At 39.5% G+C, this 15,829-nt stretch carries 17 protein-coding genes; 4 read left to right on the forward strand and 13 right to left on the reverse strand.

Annotated elements, in window-relative coordinates; genetic code table 11:
* The coding region (locus tag MLE14_RS11685) for a transposase (RefSeq protein WP_243298557.1) at nt 1-262 on the forward strand (262 nt) is incomplete at its 5' end.
* 56 nt (nt 263-318) lie between these two features.
* Here the strand turns inward: MLE14_RS11685 and MLE14_RS11690 are convergent.
* The 4 genes from MLE14_RS11690 to MLE14_RS11705 all read right to left on the reverse strand — a co-directional run bounded on the left by MLE14_RS11690 (nt 319) and on the right by MLE14_RS11705 (nt 4,317).
* Nucleotides 319-1,548 (reverse strand): Bcr/CflA family efflux MFS transporter, encoded by a 1,230-nt coding sequence (locus MLE14_RS11690; protein ID WP_243298558.1) that lies wholly within the window; start codon nt 1,546-1,548, stop codon nt 319-321.
* A 199-nt stretch (nt 1,549-1,747) separates the two neighbouring features.
* A complete protein-coding gene (locus MLE14_RS11695) occupies nt 1,748-2,845 on the reverse strand; it encodes a branched-chain amino acid aminotransferase (RefSeq protein ID WP_243298559.1) in 1,098 nt (365 codons plus the stop codon).
* Between the two features lie 230 nt (nt 2,846-3,075).
* Nucleotides 3,076-3,528, reverse strand: coding sequence for a GNAT family N-acetyltransferase (locus MLE14_RS11700; protein WP_243298560.1), 453 nt, complete (start codon nt 3,526-3,528; stop codon nt 3,076-3,078).
* A 147-nt stretch (nt 3,529-3,675) separates the two neighbouring features.
* Entirely contained in the window at nt 3,676-4,317 is a 642-nt protein-coding gene (locus tag MLE14_RS11705) for a DUF421 domain-containing protein (RefSeq protein WP_243298561.1), read from the reverse strand.
* 163 nt (nt 4,318-4,480) lie between these two features.
* On the opposite strand from MLE14_RS11705, the gene MLE14_RS11710 reads away from it, so the two are divergent.
* Complete coding sequence (locus MLE14_RS11710) at nt 4,481-4,744, forward strand: hypothetical protein (protein ID WP_243298562.1); 264 nt, start codon at nt 4,481-4,483, stop codon at nt 4,742-4,744.
* A gap of 44 nt (nt 4,745-4,788) precedes the next feature.
* Here MLE14_RS11710 and MLE14_RS11715 read toward each other — a convergent pair whose 3' ends face one another.
* Nucleotides 4,789-4,947, reverse strand: coding sequence for a hypothetical protein (locus MLE14_RS11715; protein ID WP_243298563.1), 159 nt, complete (start codon nt 4,945-4,947; stop codon nt 4,789-4,791).
* 173 nt (nt 4,948-5,120) lie between these two features.
* Here MLE14_RS11715 and MLE14_RS11720 point away from each other — a divergent pair, with 173 nt between their 5' ends.
* The gene (locus tag MLE14_RS11720; RefSeq protein ID WP_243298564.1) at nt 5,121-5,990 is read left to right on the forward strand and encodes a protein-glutamine gamma-glutamyltransferase; all 870 of its coding nucleotides are present in this window, start codon (nt 5,121-5,123) and stop codon (nt 5,988-5,990) included.
* 64 nt (nt 5,991-6,054) lie between these two features.
* Here the strand turns inward: MLE14_RS11720 and MLE14_RS11725 are convergent, their stop codons facing one another.
* From MLE14_RS11725 to MLE14_RS11740, 4 genes are read right to left on the reverse strand one after another with little or no spacing between them, the layout of a single operon-like run.
* Nucleotides 6,055-7,335 carry an Nramp family divalent metal transporter gene (locus MLE14_RS11725; RefSeq protein ID WP_243298565.1) on the reverse strand — a complete coding sequence of 427 codons (1,281 nt, stop codon included), beginning with the start codon at nt 7,333-7,335 and terminating at the stop codon, nt 6,055-6,057.
* A gap of 29 nt (nt 7,336-7,364) precedes the next feature.
* The gene (locus tag MLE14_RS11730) at nt 7,365-8,546 is read right to left on the reverse strand and encodes a thiolase family protein (RefSeq protein WP_243298566.1); all 1,182 of its coding nucleotides are present in this window, start codon (nt 8,544-8,546) and stop codon (nt 7,365-7,367) included.
* A complete protein-coding gene (locus MLE14_RS11735; protein WP_243298567.1) occupies nt 8,536-9,222 on the reverse strand; it encodes a 3-oxoacid CoA-transferase subunit B in 687 nt (228 codons plus the stop codon). The genes MLE14_RS11730 and MLE14_RS11735 overlap by 11 nt, the downstream gene beginning before the upstream one ends.
* On the reverse strand, nt 9,222-9,881 hold the full coding sequence (locus MLE14_RS11740) for a CoA transferase subunit A (protein ID WP_243298568.1): 660 nt from the start codon (nt 9,879-9,881) through the stop codon (nt 9,222-9,224). The genes MLE14_RS11735 and MLE14_RS11740 overlap by 1 nt, the downstream gene beginning before the upstream one ends.
* Nucleotides 9,882-10,098: 217 nt before the next feature.
* On the opposite strand from MLE14_RS11740, the gene MLE14_RS11745 reads away from it, so the two are divergent.
* A complete protein-coding gene (locus MLE14_RS11745; protein ID WP_243298569.1) occupies nt 10,099-10,884 on the forward strand; it encodes an IclR family transcriptional regulator domain-containing protein in 786 nt (261 codons plus the stop codon).
* 342 nt (nt 10,885-11,226) lie between these two features.
* Here the strand turns inward: MLE14_RS11745 and MLE14_RS11750 are convergent, their stop codons facing one another.
* From MLE14_RS11750 to MLE14_RS11765, 4 genes are all read right to left on the reverse strand, one after another.
* Nucleotides 11,227-11,418: a hypothetical protein gene (locus MLE14_RS11750; protein WP_243298570.1), complete on the reverse strand. Its 192-nt coding sequence runs from the start codon at nt 11,416-11,418 to the stop codon at nt 11,227-11,229.
* A gap of 90 nt (nt 11,419-11,508) precedes the next feature.
* Nucleotides 11,509-12,537 (reverse strand): PTS transporter subunit IIC, encoded by a 1,029-nt coding sequence (locus MLE14_RS11755; protein ID WP_243298571.1) that lies wholly within the window; start codon nt 12,535-12,537, stop codon nt 11,509-11,511.
* 490 nt (nt 12,538-13,027) lie between these two features.
* A complete protein-coding gene (locus MLE14_RS11760) occupies nt 13,028-14,242 on the reverse strand; it encodes an MFS transporter (RefSeq protein WP_243298572.1) in 1,215 nt (404 codons plus the stop codon).
* A gap of 313 nt (nt 14,243-14,555) precedes the next feature.
* Nucleotides 14,556-15,812, reverse strand: a complete 1,257-nt coding sequence (locus tag MLE14_RS11765; RefSeq protein WP_243298573.1) for an ATP-binding protein — start codon at nt 15,810-15,812, stop codon at nt 14,556-14,558.
* Nucleotides 15,813-15,829: the final 17 nt, after the last annotated feature.

Here is a 15,829-nt window from a genome sequence, read left to right on the forward strand (position 1 = left end):
ACAAGAACTAAAGGATTTTTATCAACTGGTTGAGGCTTCTGAAATTCCAGAAATGAAAAAGGCCATTCAAACCATTCAAAACTGGCAAACCGAAATTCTTAATAGTTTTGCATATAACTTTTCCAATGGTTTTTTGGAAGGGATCAATAACTCAACCAAAGTATTAAAACGAAACGCATTTGGCTTTAGAAGCTTTAAACGCTTTAGAGCCAAAATATTACTTTCACATCAATATAAAGGAATTGGGGTTCACATTGGTTAAGGGTGACGACAATTAGTCATCACCCCAACATTTGACGGAGAACCATAATAATAGGGTCATCCTTCCATCTTTAAGCTCACTACCGGTTTTGCCTGTTTCGTCTTTGTTAAAGTAAAAAATGCAATCGACCCAAGAAATGAAGTAATAAATAGCGTTGCCCCCATCGGAACAGCCGTTGTCTCATCAAGACCAACTAGAGGAGCGACTAGGGAACCTAGTGATAAAGGGAGTAAACCTAACACAGCGCTAGCACTTCCAGCCCGATGCCCTTGGTTTTTCATCGCAAGCGTGAAAGAACTGGTGACAATCATTCCCATTGACGTCATATAAATAAAAATCAGGATGACAAGTGTGGCTAGCGGTCCTTTAATAATCGTCATGATCAGAAGGATAGAAGTTGCACTGACAGCAATTAGGACTGCTGTCCGAAGCAAGCTCCTTTCTTCAAAAATTCCGCTAAAACGACCAATGATGAAGCTTCCAGAAATAATAGCCAGACCGTTAATTCCAAATAGAATACTAAATACTTGAGGAGACACCTCATAAATACCTTGATATACGAAAGGAGTACCTGCTACATATGCAAAACTCCCTCCATGGATAAATCCTACCGTCAAGGCGTATCCCATAAAAGAACGATCCTTTAACAGACTTCCTATCGTACGAACAGAGTGCCCAAACGAGCTTGGAATCCGTTTTTCCGGAGGCAATGTTTCCTTTAATCTCATTGCAATATTGATCACGATAAGAAAACCAAGTGCACACAAAAAATAAAAAATCGTATGCCAGCTGGCAAATGGTAATAACAAAATGGCACCGCCAGTCATTGGCGCAATCATGGGAGCCGTTGCATTAATCACCATTAAAAGGGCAAAAAATTTGGTCAGTTCTTTTCCGCTGAACACATCACGCACTACAGCACGAGAGAGAACAATCCCTGCAGAAGCAGTAAATCCTTGCAAAAATCTTCCTATTATCAACATCGTTATATTCGGAGCCAGTGCACAAAAAAGTGATGATAGCGCAAATAAGAAAATCGATATTAATAATGGTTTTCTCCTTCCATGTGCATCACTGATTGGTCCAATAATTAGCTGACCGACTGCAAGGCCAACTAAACATGCAGTTAAACTAAGCTGTACAAGTGAAGCACTCGCCTCTAATTCAGCAGCAATATCGGGGAAGCTCGGTAAATACATGTCAATATTAAATGGACCTAAAATTCCCAGTGAGCTGAGTAGAAAAGCCAATGCCAGACGTTCTTTTCCTGTTGGGTTGTGAAGCATGAATCTCCATCACCTTTCTTCTACTAAACTCTTATCTTTACAATACCAACAAAACAGATTCTCACAGTATACCATAAGTAACATTTTTTTCATGCGAAATTTTTTCCTGAGTGAAAGAATAAAAGACAAACCCATTTGAGTTTGTCTTTCACTAAATCTAACTCTGATATATAATAGCCAACTTTTATATAAAGAAGTGTTATTTTACAAGACTTTCTTCTTGTTCTTCTACTTTTACACTCCAGCCAAATGGATCTGGTATATTTCCCCATTGAATGCCAGTTATTGTATGGTATAACTTCCGAGAAACTTCCCCGATTTTACCGCCATTTATAACAAGTTTCTCGTTGTTCCAATATAATTCCCCGACAGGAGAGATGACGGCAGCAGTACCCGTACCAAATGCTTCTTCCAGTAAGCCATCTTGATAGGCCTGGTAGATTTCTTCAATGGAAACTCTTTTTTCTTTCATCGGAAGGCCCCAATGTTTCACTAGCTCAATGACAGATTTTCTTGTGATTCCCTCCAAAATACTGCCATTGAGTTCAGGAGTTACTACTTCACCATTGATTTTGAAGAAGATATTCATACTTCCTACTTCTTCAATATATTTATGTTCTTTTCCGTCTAACCAAAGGACCTGGGAATACCCTGCTTTTTCTGCTTCTTCTTGGGCAATTAAGCTGGCTGCATAGTTACCTGCTGTTTTCGCATTACCAGTCCCGCCTTTAACGGCACGGACGTAGTGTTGTTCTACCGCAATTTTAACCGGATTGATGCCTTCTGCATAATAATTTCCAACAGGTGACATGATGATGATAAATTGATAGTTCTTAGATGCGGCCACTCCTAAATAAGGTTCAGTCGCAATAATAAACGGACGAATATATAGGGATGTCCCCTCTACATTTGGAACCCAATCACGATCTATTGCAACCAATTGCTTAAGGGCTGTTAAGGCAAGTTCTTCGTCAATTTGAGGGATGCATAATCGTTTGTTGGAGCGGTTCAAACGTTTCATATTCTCGTCCGGTCTAAATAAAAGTACTTCATTTTCTTTTGTTAAATAAGCTTTCATTCCTTCAAAAACCGTTTGACCGTAATGAAAAACGATAGCTGCCGGATCTAGTGTAAGAGGCTGATAAGGAACAATTCTAGCGTCATGCCAGCCTTTTCCTTCTGTGTAATCCATCACAAACATATGGTCAGTAAAATGCCTGCCGAATGGAAGGTTTGCAAAATCCGGTTTTTGCTTTTTAGCTGACGTTAATTCCATTTTAATTTGATTTGCGCTCATGTCCATTCTCCCTGTCTAACCATCATTTTTTCAGTCTGGGCAAAAGATGATTATTGATAATTTCTTAACAAAGACAGGATTATCGTGCCTGGATAGATCCTTTGATCTTTCAAAGCGATAAAACTTTTCCTTGTTAAAGTTTCATAATATTTTTAAATATTATGAACCTCTAATTGGAAAATGTCAATATGAACTAAGTAGGTATTCATACATTTATCAACAAAATAATGTCAGAGTAAATAAGAGTAGTAGCGAAACTTCTTATCCATTTTAAACCCTTGTTTTTCCCAAAAATGCCATGCTCTTTCATTGGTATGCTCTACTGACAGCTCTATACCTTTAGATTTTGTCAGCAATGCGAATTCTTTTACTTTGGCAAAAAGCTGTTTTCCAATACCTTTATTACGGTACCCTTCAGCAATGTAAAAGTCGTTTAATAACCAAACACGCTGTAAGCTTAATGAAGAAAAAATAGGAAACAGTTGGGCAAATCCAATAACTTTATCTTCCTGCTCAGCAATAAAAATGACCGATTGTAAGTTTTGAAATCTGTCAAATAAAAACTGCTCTGCTTTTACAGGATTTTTCGGTTGGTGAAAATACTCGCGGTATGAATCAAATAATGGAACTATTTTTGGTAAATCTTCAATAGCAGCTTGTCTAATCAGTAGTTCGTTACTCATGTATTTCCCTCATTTTCTAAAAAAGAATCTGATATATTTTCTAAATTCTATCATGATTGGCAATTTATTAACTGAGTTTTCTAAATAAAAATGCGTCTCTAGTTAAATAGAAACGCAAAAAATGTCCATCGGCTTACTCACTAAAGTTTACTGTAAATGTTTAGGCGGATTTTTTTTATGGGTTTGATTTTGAACCTCTGCAAAGATGTCCTCTTGGCTTTCTGGCTTATAAGGTTTATTTATCAAATTTAATATTTCATTGATCCGCGTAAGCTGTGTATTACTTGGGATTAAATTGACGATCGCTTGTTTAAATTCCTCAAAATCCTGTTTTGTAACGGGCTTAACTTCATCCTTTAATTCGTAGCCCAGCTGACCATTCGGTTCTAAGGTAGCCCATTTTACATCACTAATTTTTGAGACACTGTTTTGCCTGAGTTTCATTTCAAGCTGGTCAACCGATAACCGCATCTTTTTTAGATTTTTTTCATTTAATTGTCCGTTCTCAATCACAACCTTTGCTTTACCTGTAATCAGCTTTTCAAACCTGTCAGACTTCATCTGAATCAATTCTATGAAGAGTAAGGTTAAAACAAGAACTGCCCCTACCATAAAAGCAGTCCAAATATCCTGTCCCGATACTGGCTGTATAAGAAGAGTACCAATTGCAATCATAATCACGGTTTCTGCTAGCGTCATTTGTGAAATTGTTTTTCTGCCGGCAATCCGTAAAAGAACAGTTCCCGCAATAACAATTAAAATAGCTTTCCATATATAATTCCATTCCATTTTGATAACCACCCTTCACTAAAAAGAGTCATTGATATTTTTACCAATAATCTTTCCCATATCCTTCCGCTTTACTAAAAGGTTAAAAATAAGGGAGAAGGGAAAATTATACTTCAAAGATTTCGAAACTTACATTTTCTTATTGAAAGGTGAAGGACAGGACATGAAATGGGTCATTAAAACAGAACATGTAAACGATGAAAAAAGAGTAATTGGATTGGAAGTGGAAGATGAAGATGGGACTTTTGATGCTAATATAAGGTGGGACGGTTCGATGGAAATTCATATACGTTCCAAGACTGAAGAAGGCAATGAATTATGTGATACTATCCATACGTCAGACATTGATGGATTAATTGCGAAGCTGGAGGGATTAAAGCAGGTTTGCGTCGATTACTTTGATAACGGGAATCAGGGAAAATATTGAAAGGTCCGAAGCTTAGCTTTTTGATAAGCTTTGGACCTTTTCCATTATTCATATATTTCATCTGCGTTTTTGTAGCGCATTTTTTCCGCGTGGATTGTTCCCTCTTGATGATTTCCCCTATTTTGTTCGACAATATCTCTTTCTGTTGAGCCTTCCCTGCCATCTGTTGCTTTTTTCTGATTAAGATGATCATTTACAGTCATATTTCACCTCTTCATGATATTCCAATATTTTTTATTAGATTTCCCAGAGTATCAGCTTCTATCCGACTTAGAATGTATCAACCATTTTATGTGGGTTTATACACTTTTAATACAAAGTCCGAATACCCTAGGTAATGACACAGAAGATTTGATGTCAGAAAGAAGGGATCGATATGATTATGCTATCGGGAAATATTTTTCATAACAGTGGCTTATGGCCAGCTGGAAGTATAGAGAGTATCATCCTTCAGCGGATGCAGCAAGATATGAGGGTCTATCCCTTTCAATCGGTAAATGAATTACGGTTTGAACTGGAAATGCGAAAAAATATCATTTTAAGCGCTCGAGCCATGAGTCAGGGCCGTTCACAGTTTGTACCCTTTTCTAAGTCCTATTGTAACCCCCGTTATTGGCAATTAACACATATGGGCGGTTTTCGGCTGAAGCCTGGCGTCAGACCATCTGTTGCCATTGAGGATATCTTTAAAAACAGTTCTTCATACGGATTTGAATGTGCAACAGCGATCATGATTATTTTTTATCATGCTGTACTTAAAACGATTGGCAGGAATTTGTTTGATCGATATTTCGCAAACCTTTATTTGTACAGCTGGGTAGAAGATCAAGATCTCGGACTTCGAACCTATTATACTTATCATTTTATACCTGGAGATGTAGTTTACTTTGAGAACCCTGAATTCCATCCAGAAACCCCTTGGTGGAGAGGAGAGAGTGCAGTGGTTCTTGAAAATGGCACCTTTTTTGGGCATGGAGTAGGAATTGGAACTGCAGAACAAATGATAGAGCATCTTAATAAAGCAAGAGCACCATGGAGTACGATACCGCCTTTTTTAAGAAACTCTGTTTTAAGGCCATCCTTTAAACATTTGTATAGGATTGCGATGCAACGGCAAGGCTCAGCGGTATATAAAAAGCATCCGATTGTGATACACCATAACGAAAGCTCGATTTCCTATGAGCGCCATTTATTCCATTTAAAAAATGCATCCAGTCAAATACCTTTTTTTAGCCCAATTTATTAACAAAAAAGAGACTGTAAACAAAATTGTTCTCTAACAAATTTGCCTACAGTCTCTATTTTTCTATTTATTTCCCTGAAAAAATACCAATTAGCTCATTTATACCTAATACCGCGAATAGTACTAGACACCCAATTAATACGATATTAGCCATTGCTTTATTTCGGTAATCAGGCAGAACACTTTTTGAATTAAGCAACAGGAGCAATGAAAGGGCTAAGAACGGCATAAATAGTGCACCTAGAGCTCCATAAAGAATAACAAGTTCGACCGGTTTGCCTAAGAACAATAAGAGTATTGGCGGGAACGTTAGCCATGCAAGATAGAAACGGTAAGCCGGTTCTTTTTCAGAAACGTATTGAACCACACCCTCTTCTTTCTTCTTGCGAATGGTTTTAATAAAGTCCGCAAAAAGGTAAGGCACTCCGTTCCAAACACCTAATAGTGAGGTGTATGCTGCAGACCAGAATGCGATTAAAAACATCCAGCGCATAGGCTGACCGAAGTCTTCGCCTAGCATGTTGGACAAGTCAATCAAGCCTTGGTCACCACGGATGCTGACTCCGCTTCCTGCAAGATACTGAGCCCCAATAATTAGCCCAGCCATCGTAAAGATCGCTGTAAGTGTATAAGCTACTTTTGAGTCAAGTCTCATGGTAGTTACCCATTCTTTTCCTTTCCAGCCTTTTTCACTTAGCCAGTAGCCGTAAGAAGCCATTGTAATGGTTCCTCCAACACCGCCAATCAAACCAAGCATAAGGAAGAAGGAGCCTTCTGGAACACGCGGAACAAAACCGCTTGCAAAATCACCGAAGCTTGGGAGGAAAAGTAGAGCCGTACCGATAATCGTGATAAACATGACACCAATAAGAACAGACATTACTCGTTCAAATAATAGATAGCGTCCTGTCCAAACGAGCAAGAAGCCTACGACGGCATGAATGATTGCCCAAGCCCACAGCGGCATAATAGGGAACATCGCATGCATTGCCATTCCTGATGTGGAGGCTGCAGTCGCACCATAAACGAACCCCCAAATGATCGAATAGATTCCAAAATAACCCGTTGCCCATTTACCGAGCTTGTGCCAGCCATCTAACATCGTTTTACCTGTCGCCAGGTACCATCTTCCCACACCTTCATTAAGAAAATATTTAAGGATTGCACCAACTACAATGGCCCAGACAAATGTCATCCCAAAGGATGTTCCAATAACGAGTGACGTTACCAAATCTGCTGTGCCCACTCCTGTAGCCGCAACAACAAGTCCCGGACCCATATGCTTAAGCTTTTCTTTCCATGTCGTAGGGGGCAACTGTAACGGTTTTTGATTAAATTCTGTTTTCATTACTTGAACCTCCGTTCATAGATTGTTGATCATACTGATTCCAGCAAGATGGCCATTCCTTGACCGCCGCCAACACATAATGTCGCGATTCCAAATTGTACTTGTCTGCTGTTCATTTCATGCACCAATTTTGTTATAATAACGGATCCTGTTGCACCAAGCGGATGTCCCAGTGCGATTGCACCACCATTTACGTTAACTTTATCCGTGTCCATCTTCAATTCGCGAATAACTGCAAGTGATTGTGATGCAAACGCTTCATTTAGCTCGACTAATCCAATATCACTTACTAACAGTCCTGTCTTTTCTAATAATTTCGTAACGGCTGGCACAGGACCTATTCCCATATAACGAGGATCAACACCTGCGGTTGCCCAACTCTTAATTTTAACGAGCGGTTTAAGACCTAGCTGAAGAGCTTTTTCTTTTGTCATCATAACGACAGCACTTGCCCCGTCATTTCGTCCGCAGGCATTTCCAGCTGTAACCGTTCCATCTATTTTAAATACAGGTTTTAAGTTTGCCAGTTTCTCTAATGATGTTTCTCGCAAATGTTCATCTTTTGAAAAAACAACGGTTTCTTTTTTCGACTTCACTTCAACCGGTACAATTTGTGAGTCAAATTTCCCTGTTTCCCACGCATGTTTCGCTCGGCTTTGACTCTCATACGCAAAAGCATCCTGGTCACTGCGGGAGACCCCATATTTTTCAGCGACATTTTCAGCTGTCATTCCCATCCCTAAATCCTTGCCATACATTTCAAATGGCTGCTGTCCGTTTTCAAAGTTAGAGTCAACCAGGTAAGGATTTCCTTCTCCAAAACGGGAATTTCGCAGATATATAGGAGCCCTGCTCATATTTTCTGTACCGCCTGCAATCACAATTTCATCAGGATGAAAGGCTAAGTGCTGAACTCCAGAAACAATCGACTGCATTCCCGATGCACAAAGGCGATTGACCGTATAGGCCGCAGCCGTTTCAGAAATGCCAGCGCGCAAGGCTGCGACCCTAGCCACATTCGATGATTCAGTCGACTGCCGTACTTCGCCAAAAATGACTTCGTTTATCTGATCAACAGAAAGTCCGGTTTGCTGCAAAGCATCCTTTATGACTATTGCTGCCAAATCTCCAGAATTTAGATCCTTTAATGTTCCTCCAAAACGCCCGATGGGAGTCCTTCTGGCACTTACAATGACAAATTCATGCTCCATGAAGAACTTCTCCTTTCGATTCATCGATTTGGTATTTCGAAAGATTAGGTGAGACCGTATATTCAGCCGGTGTGATTTCTTTCAATTTTTCTAACGTCATATCTTCTGCTATTTCTTCAAGAACCATTTTGCCGTCAATAAAACGAAATACAGCATGTTCTGTAATAATGGTGCTAACCACATTCTTGGCTGTAATCGGGTAGTCACATCTTCTGACTAGTTTCGGATCACCATTTTTGGCACAATGTTGTGTAGTCACTATAACTTCTTTGGCACCGGCAACAAGATCCATCGCTCCTCCAACACCAAGAATATCTTTTCCCGGTACAGCCCAATTCGCAATATCGCCATTTTCAGCAACCTGCAAGGCACCCAAAATCGCAATATCAACATGCCCTCCCCGAATCATTCCAAATGATTCGGAAGAGGAGAAATAAGATGAACCTACATTGGCTGTAACAGGAAGTTTCCCGGCATTAATAATTTCCGGGTCTGCTTCCCCTTCAGCGGGACTTGGGCCAACACCAAGCAAGCCATTTTCAGAATGTAAAAATACTTCCTTATCACTTGGCAGGAAATCAGCTACTAATGTAGGGATCCCGATTCCTAAATTCACAATCGCCCCTTCTTTAATTTCCATCGCAGCACGGGCTGCAATTTTTTGCTTGCTATTCATTACTCATTCCCTCCTTTTACAATCAAATCAACAAATAAATGAGGGACCACAATATGTTCCGGATCTAATTCACCGACTTCAACAATATCTTCCGCTTCCACTATTGTCAGTTTGGCTGCCTTTGCCATATCAGGGTTAAAATTACGGGCTGTTTTTGAAAAGACTAGATTTCCGAGTTTATCAGCCTTCTTTGCTTTAATTAGAGCTACGTCCGGTATGAGCGGTAATTCAAAGATATACTCTTCACCGTTTAGGATCCGAGTTTCCTTATTTTCTGCCAGCAGGGTTCCGGCAGCCGTTTTTGTATAGAAACCGCCAATCCCTGCTCCGCCTGCACGAAGTCGCTCAGCCAGTGTTCCTTGGGGGACCAATTCAACTTCAAGCCTTCCTTCATTCACATAATGAACAGCATCAATATTACTGGTAAAGTACGATCCAATCGCTTTTGCAATTTTATTCTGAAGCAGGATCTTGCCCAGACCTCTTCCTCCAGGCTCACCCAGATTATTACTAATTACTGTTAAATCACGAACATTATGGTTTCCAAGAGCCTCTAGCAATCCGAGCGGGCAACCGACTAATCCAAATCCTCCGACTGCTATTGTTTGACCATCCTTTATATGAGAAATGGCTTCCTTTGCAGATACGATTTTATTCAACGTACATTCTCTCCTTCCTCATGTAAAGTAAGATACTATGACCTTGAAACCCCTTACATTTTTCTATAAAAAATATTGCACTCATTAAACGAAAGGTGTACACTATGCGTATAGTTATACGGATAATGAAATTGTGGTTTTATTATAATAGCAATCTTTTAAACAATCAACTTAATTGTGTTATTTTTTTGAAAATAATTAAAAGGAGAATGCATGAATGAAAAATGAGAGGGAATCAAATTATTTTGTCAATTCGGTTGCTAAGGGGTTTGAAGTGCTGAAGGCGTTCGATTCAAGCTCTTCCTATTTATCATTAAGTGATTTGGAGAGAAAAACAGGGATTAACAAAGCAACCGTCAGACGGTTTGCCTTAACCCTTGCCGATTTAGGATATTTAAGGGTACACCCTGACTATAAATTTTCATTGAGTCCAAAGGTATTGGATTTAGGTGCTAACTATCTCGAATCCTTATATCTTCCTGATCTGGCCCACCCCATCCTTGTAAAAATTGCATCAGAAGTAAAGGAATCCACCAATCTGGCGATTTTGGACCATGCAGATATTGTTTATATATCAAGGGTAAAAGCGGCAGAACGAATTATTGGTTCCAATTTACACATTGGTTCAAGACTTCCCTACTATGCGACTTCTTTAGGAAAAGCGCTGGTTGCTTGGCTCCCTAAAGAGGAGAGAAAACAGCTTTGGAATTCAGTAAAGGCAGAAGCATTTACTCCTAACACGATCACAGATTTCGATATGCTTGAGGAAGATTTTGAGAAATGCAGAATACGAGGTTATGCTGAAGGATGCGATGAGCTTGAAATTGGCCTTCGTTCGATTGCCGTTCCAATCTTCAACTGGAAAGGGGAACCAATCGCAGCGATGAATATATCGACCAACTCCATGAGATCATCAGAAGAGAAAATCAAAAACGTATACTTGCCTGCTCTATTGGAAGGTGCTGAGGAACTAAACAGACAGGTCGGGTTTCATAAGTTATAAAAAAACAGGTATAAAAACAAAAGCCCCTTATACCCGTTTTTCTTATCAATTAATTATTAAAGGTTCCCAATTTTAGCTGGAAAGGCCCAATTAAGCATGGAAATGAAGGATGAAGCTGACCAGCTGCAGCGATACCTCCCTCTGTCTGAAAAAAGTCACCAGCAATCAAAGCTATGTTGCTCGTATCAAAAAATGATATGGAACCGGGTGTACGTCCTGGGGTTGCCTATACAAGCAATCACTTAATCCGATCTCCCTCTCGGAGTAACTTATTTGCCTTTGTTTTTACAAGTTTAGGTATAGTTCCCCGGATTGAAGTTTGGGGTTCATGTGAATCTAAAGCTAGGTCTTTCGATAACAAACGGGATTCTCGACTAGTTCAAGGTCTTCCAGTACGAATGTCCGAGCTTCTTCGTGCTGGTCCCTAGACTCCGCATCCGAAAAGCCAGCTTGTGTAAGCCTGAGATTGGCTCCACTTTCGAGAGGCTGTATCTCAACCGTAACAACTGTTAATAGAAATAAACTAATTTCCATTTTGCTCCTCTCCAATAAATACAAAACACCCCACTTTGTTCAAAACAAAATGGAGTGTACCTTAAATCTACTCATTTACTTTTAGTTCAATTACTGCACAACCATACGCAAATCTTCTTTTTTTACCCATCCTATTACCTTCAAACCTTGATATAAGGCAAGGGAGATAATAATAGGAAGGATGACACCTACGGCTATATAAACTGAAAAGACCACGGCCCCTTGGTTCGCTAAAATATTGATTGGAGCAATTAAGGAATTCAGACCAAGCCCTGCCAATTGATATGGAACTTGGAGGTTAAATATCATCGTTGCAATCGGAGCACAAACCACGGCAGCAATAAAGGGCGGAATCACAAGACGCGGATTCTTGACGATATTCGGAAATTGAACCTTTGGCGTAATTAGGGACTGTGCGATATTCGCACCAATATCATTTTGTCTTAAAGACATCGCAGTGAATCCCGCAAATTGAGCGGTACATCCAATCAATGCAGCCGCACTTGATACAGGGTCAAGCTGCAAGGCAATTGCAATCGCGGCAGAGGATGCAGGTGACATCAGAAAAATACTCCAAACAAGCGAAATTACCATTGGTCCGATTAAAGGAGAACCTTCAACAGATGCTGTTATCTGAGCGCTTAGCCATTCGAGTAAAGGAGTCGTAATCATCGCTAAAAATACACCAGATACTCCACCTGCCAATACAGCTGCAAACGGAATTGCCATCATGTCCAGTTTCGTCTTTCCTGTTACACGCTTACCAACCCACGTCGCAATTAAGGCTGCCAAAACCGCACTAAGCGGCTGACCAGTTACTAAGGTCACGCCTCCATCCTCTGTAAGCCTGACAGCATTTGCCCCAATTGCACTGGATGCCATGGCACTGAAAACAACCAATGTATTCCCGCCAAGCTGATAGGCTATCCCCGCTCCGATTGCAGGAGCCAGCATCAGCTGCGTGGCTTTCCCTATCGTGTTAAATCCTTCCCAACCGGTAAAGGTTCCAAAAGATTCTATTAAAAGGCCGATTCCTAGGGTAACTAGAACCGCATTTGCAAGTCCCTGTGAAGCTTTATATGCACGATCGACCAAATATTCTTTTGTAGATTTTTTCATCATTCTGCTCCCCTCAAGATGCGTCCAAATTAGGCCAACTTTTCATTAAAAAAGTAATGATTCCAACATATACGATATGTAATATATCAGTATACAGAAAAATAAAAACCGACTCTTTTTTACGTGTCGAAAGCGTAATCTATTAATGAATAATGACCTTTTTGATTCTCTCTCTATCAAATTTTTTATAATAGTATAATTGTTTTCAGACAAAGTCAATAATTATTTCAATTCTGAAATATTTAAAACGCTTTCATTTTCGAGGTTCGGATTTCGGAATATTTTAACTTACTATTCTAGAAAGTTATTCTAGGAAAAGAAAAAGGAGATGCAGAGACAGTTTCCTCGTCCCATAAACAAGCACATATTCCCTGATACATAGTTGTTAAATTTTCGGGATGCCGGGCATGTATTAAACCCATCTATTGATTTAGCTTGAATAATAATAAAAGCAGACCTTTGTGTTTTTAGATAAAGGTCTGCTTCCATTTTAAGCCTGAAGATGTTGTATCAAAGTATTTGCTTGTCTTTTCTTTAGACTTAACATAAAGATAAAGGATACACAATATAGGACAGCCAGGTAGGTCATAGCCATGGTCATATCGTAGTTTTGCAGAATATAACCAACGAGGATAGGGGACAGACCTCCTAATGCTCGTCCGAAATTGAAAATCGTGTTCGTGGCCGTGCTTCTGATTTGCACAGGATAATAACTGCTGATTAGTGCCCCATAGCCTGCAAACATTCCATTTGAAAAGAAACCAACAATCGCACCGCCAATTAATACACCCGCACTGCCTTCTGCATAGGAATATAGAAATACTGCAGATGCTGAAGCCAGAAGGAATATCCCGTAAGAACATTTGGCCCCAAAGCGATCCATAAATTGTCCAAAAGTCAGCATTCCGATGATCATTCCAACCGCAGTACTGATAGTCCAAATCGCCGAACTTGAGACAGATAATCCTTGTGATTGCTGCAGCATAGACGGGAGCCAAATCATCAAACCGTTATATCCAGCTATTTGAACAGTGGCCATTACAGCTAAAGCCATTGTAGTAAAGGCTCTTCTAGGCGTATCAAACAATTGAATCAGTTTTGCTTTCTCCTGTTTGTCTGCAACGTTTTTCTCCTTCCGGCTTGCCAGCCATTCTGGAGATTCATCCAGGTTTTTCCGAACAATATAAGCAAAAATAACTGGAAGGATTCCAACAAAAAACAGGGCTCTCCATCCTAAAGTAGGCAGAAGAATAGCGCTAAGCAGGGCTGCAAGAATGACACCGAATTGGGCACCAATACTTACATATGAAGACGCTCTTCCTTGTTTATGCTTTGGCCACGCCTCTGCTACGAGGGCCATACCAATTCCATACTCTCCTCCAGCACCAAGACCTGCAATAAATCTGGATGCATACACCTGCTCAATACTAGTGGCAAATCCCGTTAATGCAGTACCTACTGCAAATAATATAATGGTATAAGTAAAAATCCGGACGCGACCGAACTTATCTGCTAATATCCCAAAGATGATTCCGCCCAGAAGCATTCCGATATTAGTAATAGAAGAAATCAGACCGCCTGTTGCCAAATCAATGTTAAAATGGGCAACAATCATCGACATGGCAAAGGAAATAAACATAATGTCCATGCCTTCCAAAGTTAAGCCTGCGACTGATGCAACAACTGTTTTATTACGATAATTCATCTTATGTTCCACCCTCCAATATGATCTTATGCGTCTCTTCTGTTTGGAAGGAATGGACCTAGAAACTGATTTCAGAATCAATCCATTCTCCTTTCAAGCCTCACCGGACTTGATTTAAAAGAGTTTTAGCCATAGTTTAGTTAAAAACTTTTAAACATAAAAAATACCCTCTTGTCCAGAGGACAAAAGGGCATAGATGCACATAAATATACAAAACAACATCCTATCATTCCGCCACCCTTTTCAGCCTCTCTGGACCGAATTAAAAGGTACTATTCTGTTGATACAATAGTAGCATGTTCAAAAATAGGTTTCAATACTCACTATACCGATTCATGGATAAATCATGCTTTAATAACTTTTGAGTAATGGTTGGTAAAAGGATTTCTACCGTGGTCCCCTTATCCAAAATACTATGAATGAGTATTTCCCCCTTGTGACTTTCAATAATTTTGTAGCATGTCATGAGTCCCAGACCCGTCCCTTTTTCCTTTGTTGTATAAAAAGGTTCTCCAAGTGTGGGAATGCGCTCTTCAGGGATACCCATTCCTTCATCCTCAATACTAATAGAAATTTTCCCATCCTTTTTTTCTTTTGCTCTAATATAAATATGTCCACCGTTTGGCATAGCCTCAATAGCATTTTTTATTAGATTAAGAAAAACCTGTTTAAGTTGATTTTTTTCACAACTGACCATAGGCAGATTACTATCAAAATCCACAAAAATTTGCACATTATTAAGCAGTAACTGGTTATTAACGAGAGTTACAATATCTTTAATCAAATCCCTAATATCCTGCTCTATAAAAACTGCAGTTGACGGTTTGGCTAGAACTAGAAACTCTTCAACGATTGCATTAATCCTTTCCAGCTCATCTAATACAATACTAAAGTACTCTTTCTCATTATAATGGGTATGTAATAACTGAATAAATCCTTTTACAGAAGTTAACGGGTTCCGTATTTCATGAGCAATCCCAGCAGCCATTTGCCCGAGCATCGCAAGTTTTTCAGACTTTTGGATCATTCGATCGATTTCTTCCTTCCTTTCAGTAATATCCTTACCGATGGAAAGTACCGCTTCTCCTCCACCAAATACGATATAAAGGGAAGATACTTCAAAGTAAAATGTAGATCCGTCCAAACGCTTTAATTTATGTTCAATGCAATTTAATGGCTTTTTCAATTTCTTTATCTGCTTAATTCTTTCCTCCATCCGGGGTTTATACTCATCCACACTAAAATCAAAAATAGACTTGCCGATTATTTCTTCCTTGCTGCGAGCTCTAACCATGGAAACAGTAGCATCATTTACATATAGAATTTTGTTGTGACTGTGAATAATAACCGATTCTGGCAATGAATTGAGTAATTGTTTATAGCTATTTTCACTAGCACGAGCTTTTTTGCCAAAGTGTCGTGCTCTATCATATTGCCACCCTACAAACCATGCAATAAGAGTGAACAGATAAAAATCAAATGTAAAAAATTTTTCACCATGTACGACTTTCTGGTAAAGGCTAAAAAGAATCGATAACATAACCAAGATAATTTGACCTAATTTATTCATGGGTATATGTCCTCATA

Source organism: Bacillus litorisediminis, assembly GCF_022808645.1.
GTDB classification, from domain to species: Bacteria; Bacillota; Bacilli; order Bacillales; family JC228; genus Bacillus_BF; species Bacillus_BF litorisediminis.

What these genes read in the sequence shown, in the direction of transcription:
- MLE14_RS11690 (WP_243298558.1), bottom strand. Translation starts at nt 1,548, where the DNA reads ATGCTTCACAACCCAACAGGAAAAGAACGTCTGGCATTGGCTTTTCTA.
- MLE14_RS11695 (WP_243298559.1), bottom strand. Translation starts at nt 2,845, where the DNA reads ATGAGCGCAAATCAAATTAAAATGGAATTAACGTCAGCTAAAAAGCAA.
- MLE14_RS11700 (WP_243298560.1), bottom strand. Translation starts at nt 3,528, where the DNA reads ATGAGTAACGAACTACTGATTAGACAAGCTGCTATTGAAGATTTACCA.
- MLE14_RS11705 (WP_243298561.1), bottom strand. Translation starts at nt 4,317, where the DNA reads ATGGAATGGAATTATATATGGAAAGCTATTTTAATTGTTATTGCGGGA.
- MLE14_RS11710 (WP_243298562.1), top strand. Translation starts at nt 4,481, where the DNA reads ATGAAATGGGTCATTAAAACAGAACATGTAAACGATGAAAAAAGAGTA.
- MLE14_RS11715 (WP_243298563.1), bottom strand. Translation starts at nt 4,947, where the DNA reads ATGACTGTAAATGATCATCTTAATCAGAAAAAAGCAACAGATGGCAGG.
- MLE14_RS11720 (WP_243298564.1), top strand. Translation starts at nt 5,121, where the DNA reads ATGATTATGCTATCGGGAAATATTTTTCATAACAGTGGCTTATGGCCA.
- MLE14_RS11725 (WP_243298565.1), bottom strand. Translation starts at nt 7,335, where the DNA reads ATGAAAACAGAATTTAATCAAAAACCGTTACAGTTGCCCCCTACGACA.
- MLE14_RS11730 (WP_243298566.1), bottom strand. Translation starts at nt 8,546, where the DNA reads ATGGAGCATGAATTTGTCATTGTAAGTGCCAGAAGGACTCCCATCGGG.
- MLE14_RS11735 (WP_243298567.1), bottom strand. Translation starts at nt 9,222, where the DNA reads ATGAATAGCAAGCAAAAAATTGCAGCCCGTGCTGCGATGGAAATTAAA.
- MLE14_RS11745 (WP_243298569.1), top strand. Translation starts at nt 10,099, where the DNA reads ATGAAAAATGAGAGGGAATCAAATTATTTTGTCAATTCGGTTGCTAAG.
- MLE14_RS11750 (WP_243298570.1), bottom strand. Translation starts at nt 11,418, where the DNA reads ATGGAAATTAGTTTATTTCTATTAACAGTTGTTACGGTTGAGATACAG.
- MLE14_RS11755 (WP_243298571.1), bottom strand. Translation starts at nt 12,537, where the DNA reads ATGAAAAAATCTACAAAAGAATATTTGGTCGATCGTGCATATAAAGCT.
- MLE14_RS11760 (WP_243298572.1), bottom strand. Translation starts at nt 14,242, where the DNA reads ATGAATTATCGTAATAAAACAGTTGTTGCATCAGTCGCAGGCTTAACT.
- MLE14_RS11765 (WP_243298573.1), bottom strand. Translation starts at nt 15,812, where the DNA reads ATGAATAAATTAGGTCAAATTATCTTGGTTATGTTATCGATTCTTTTT.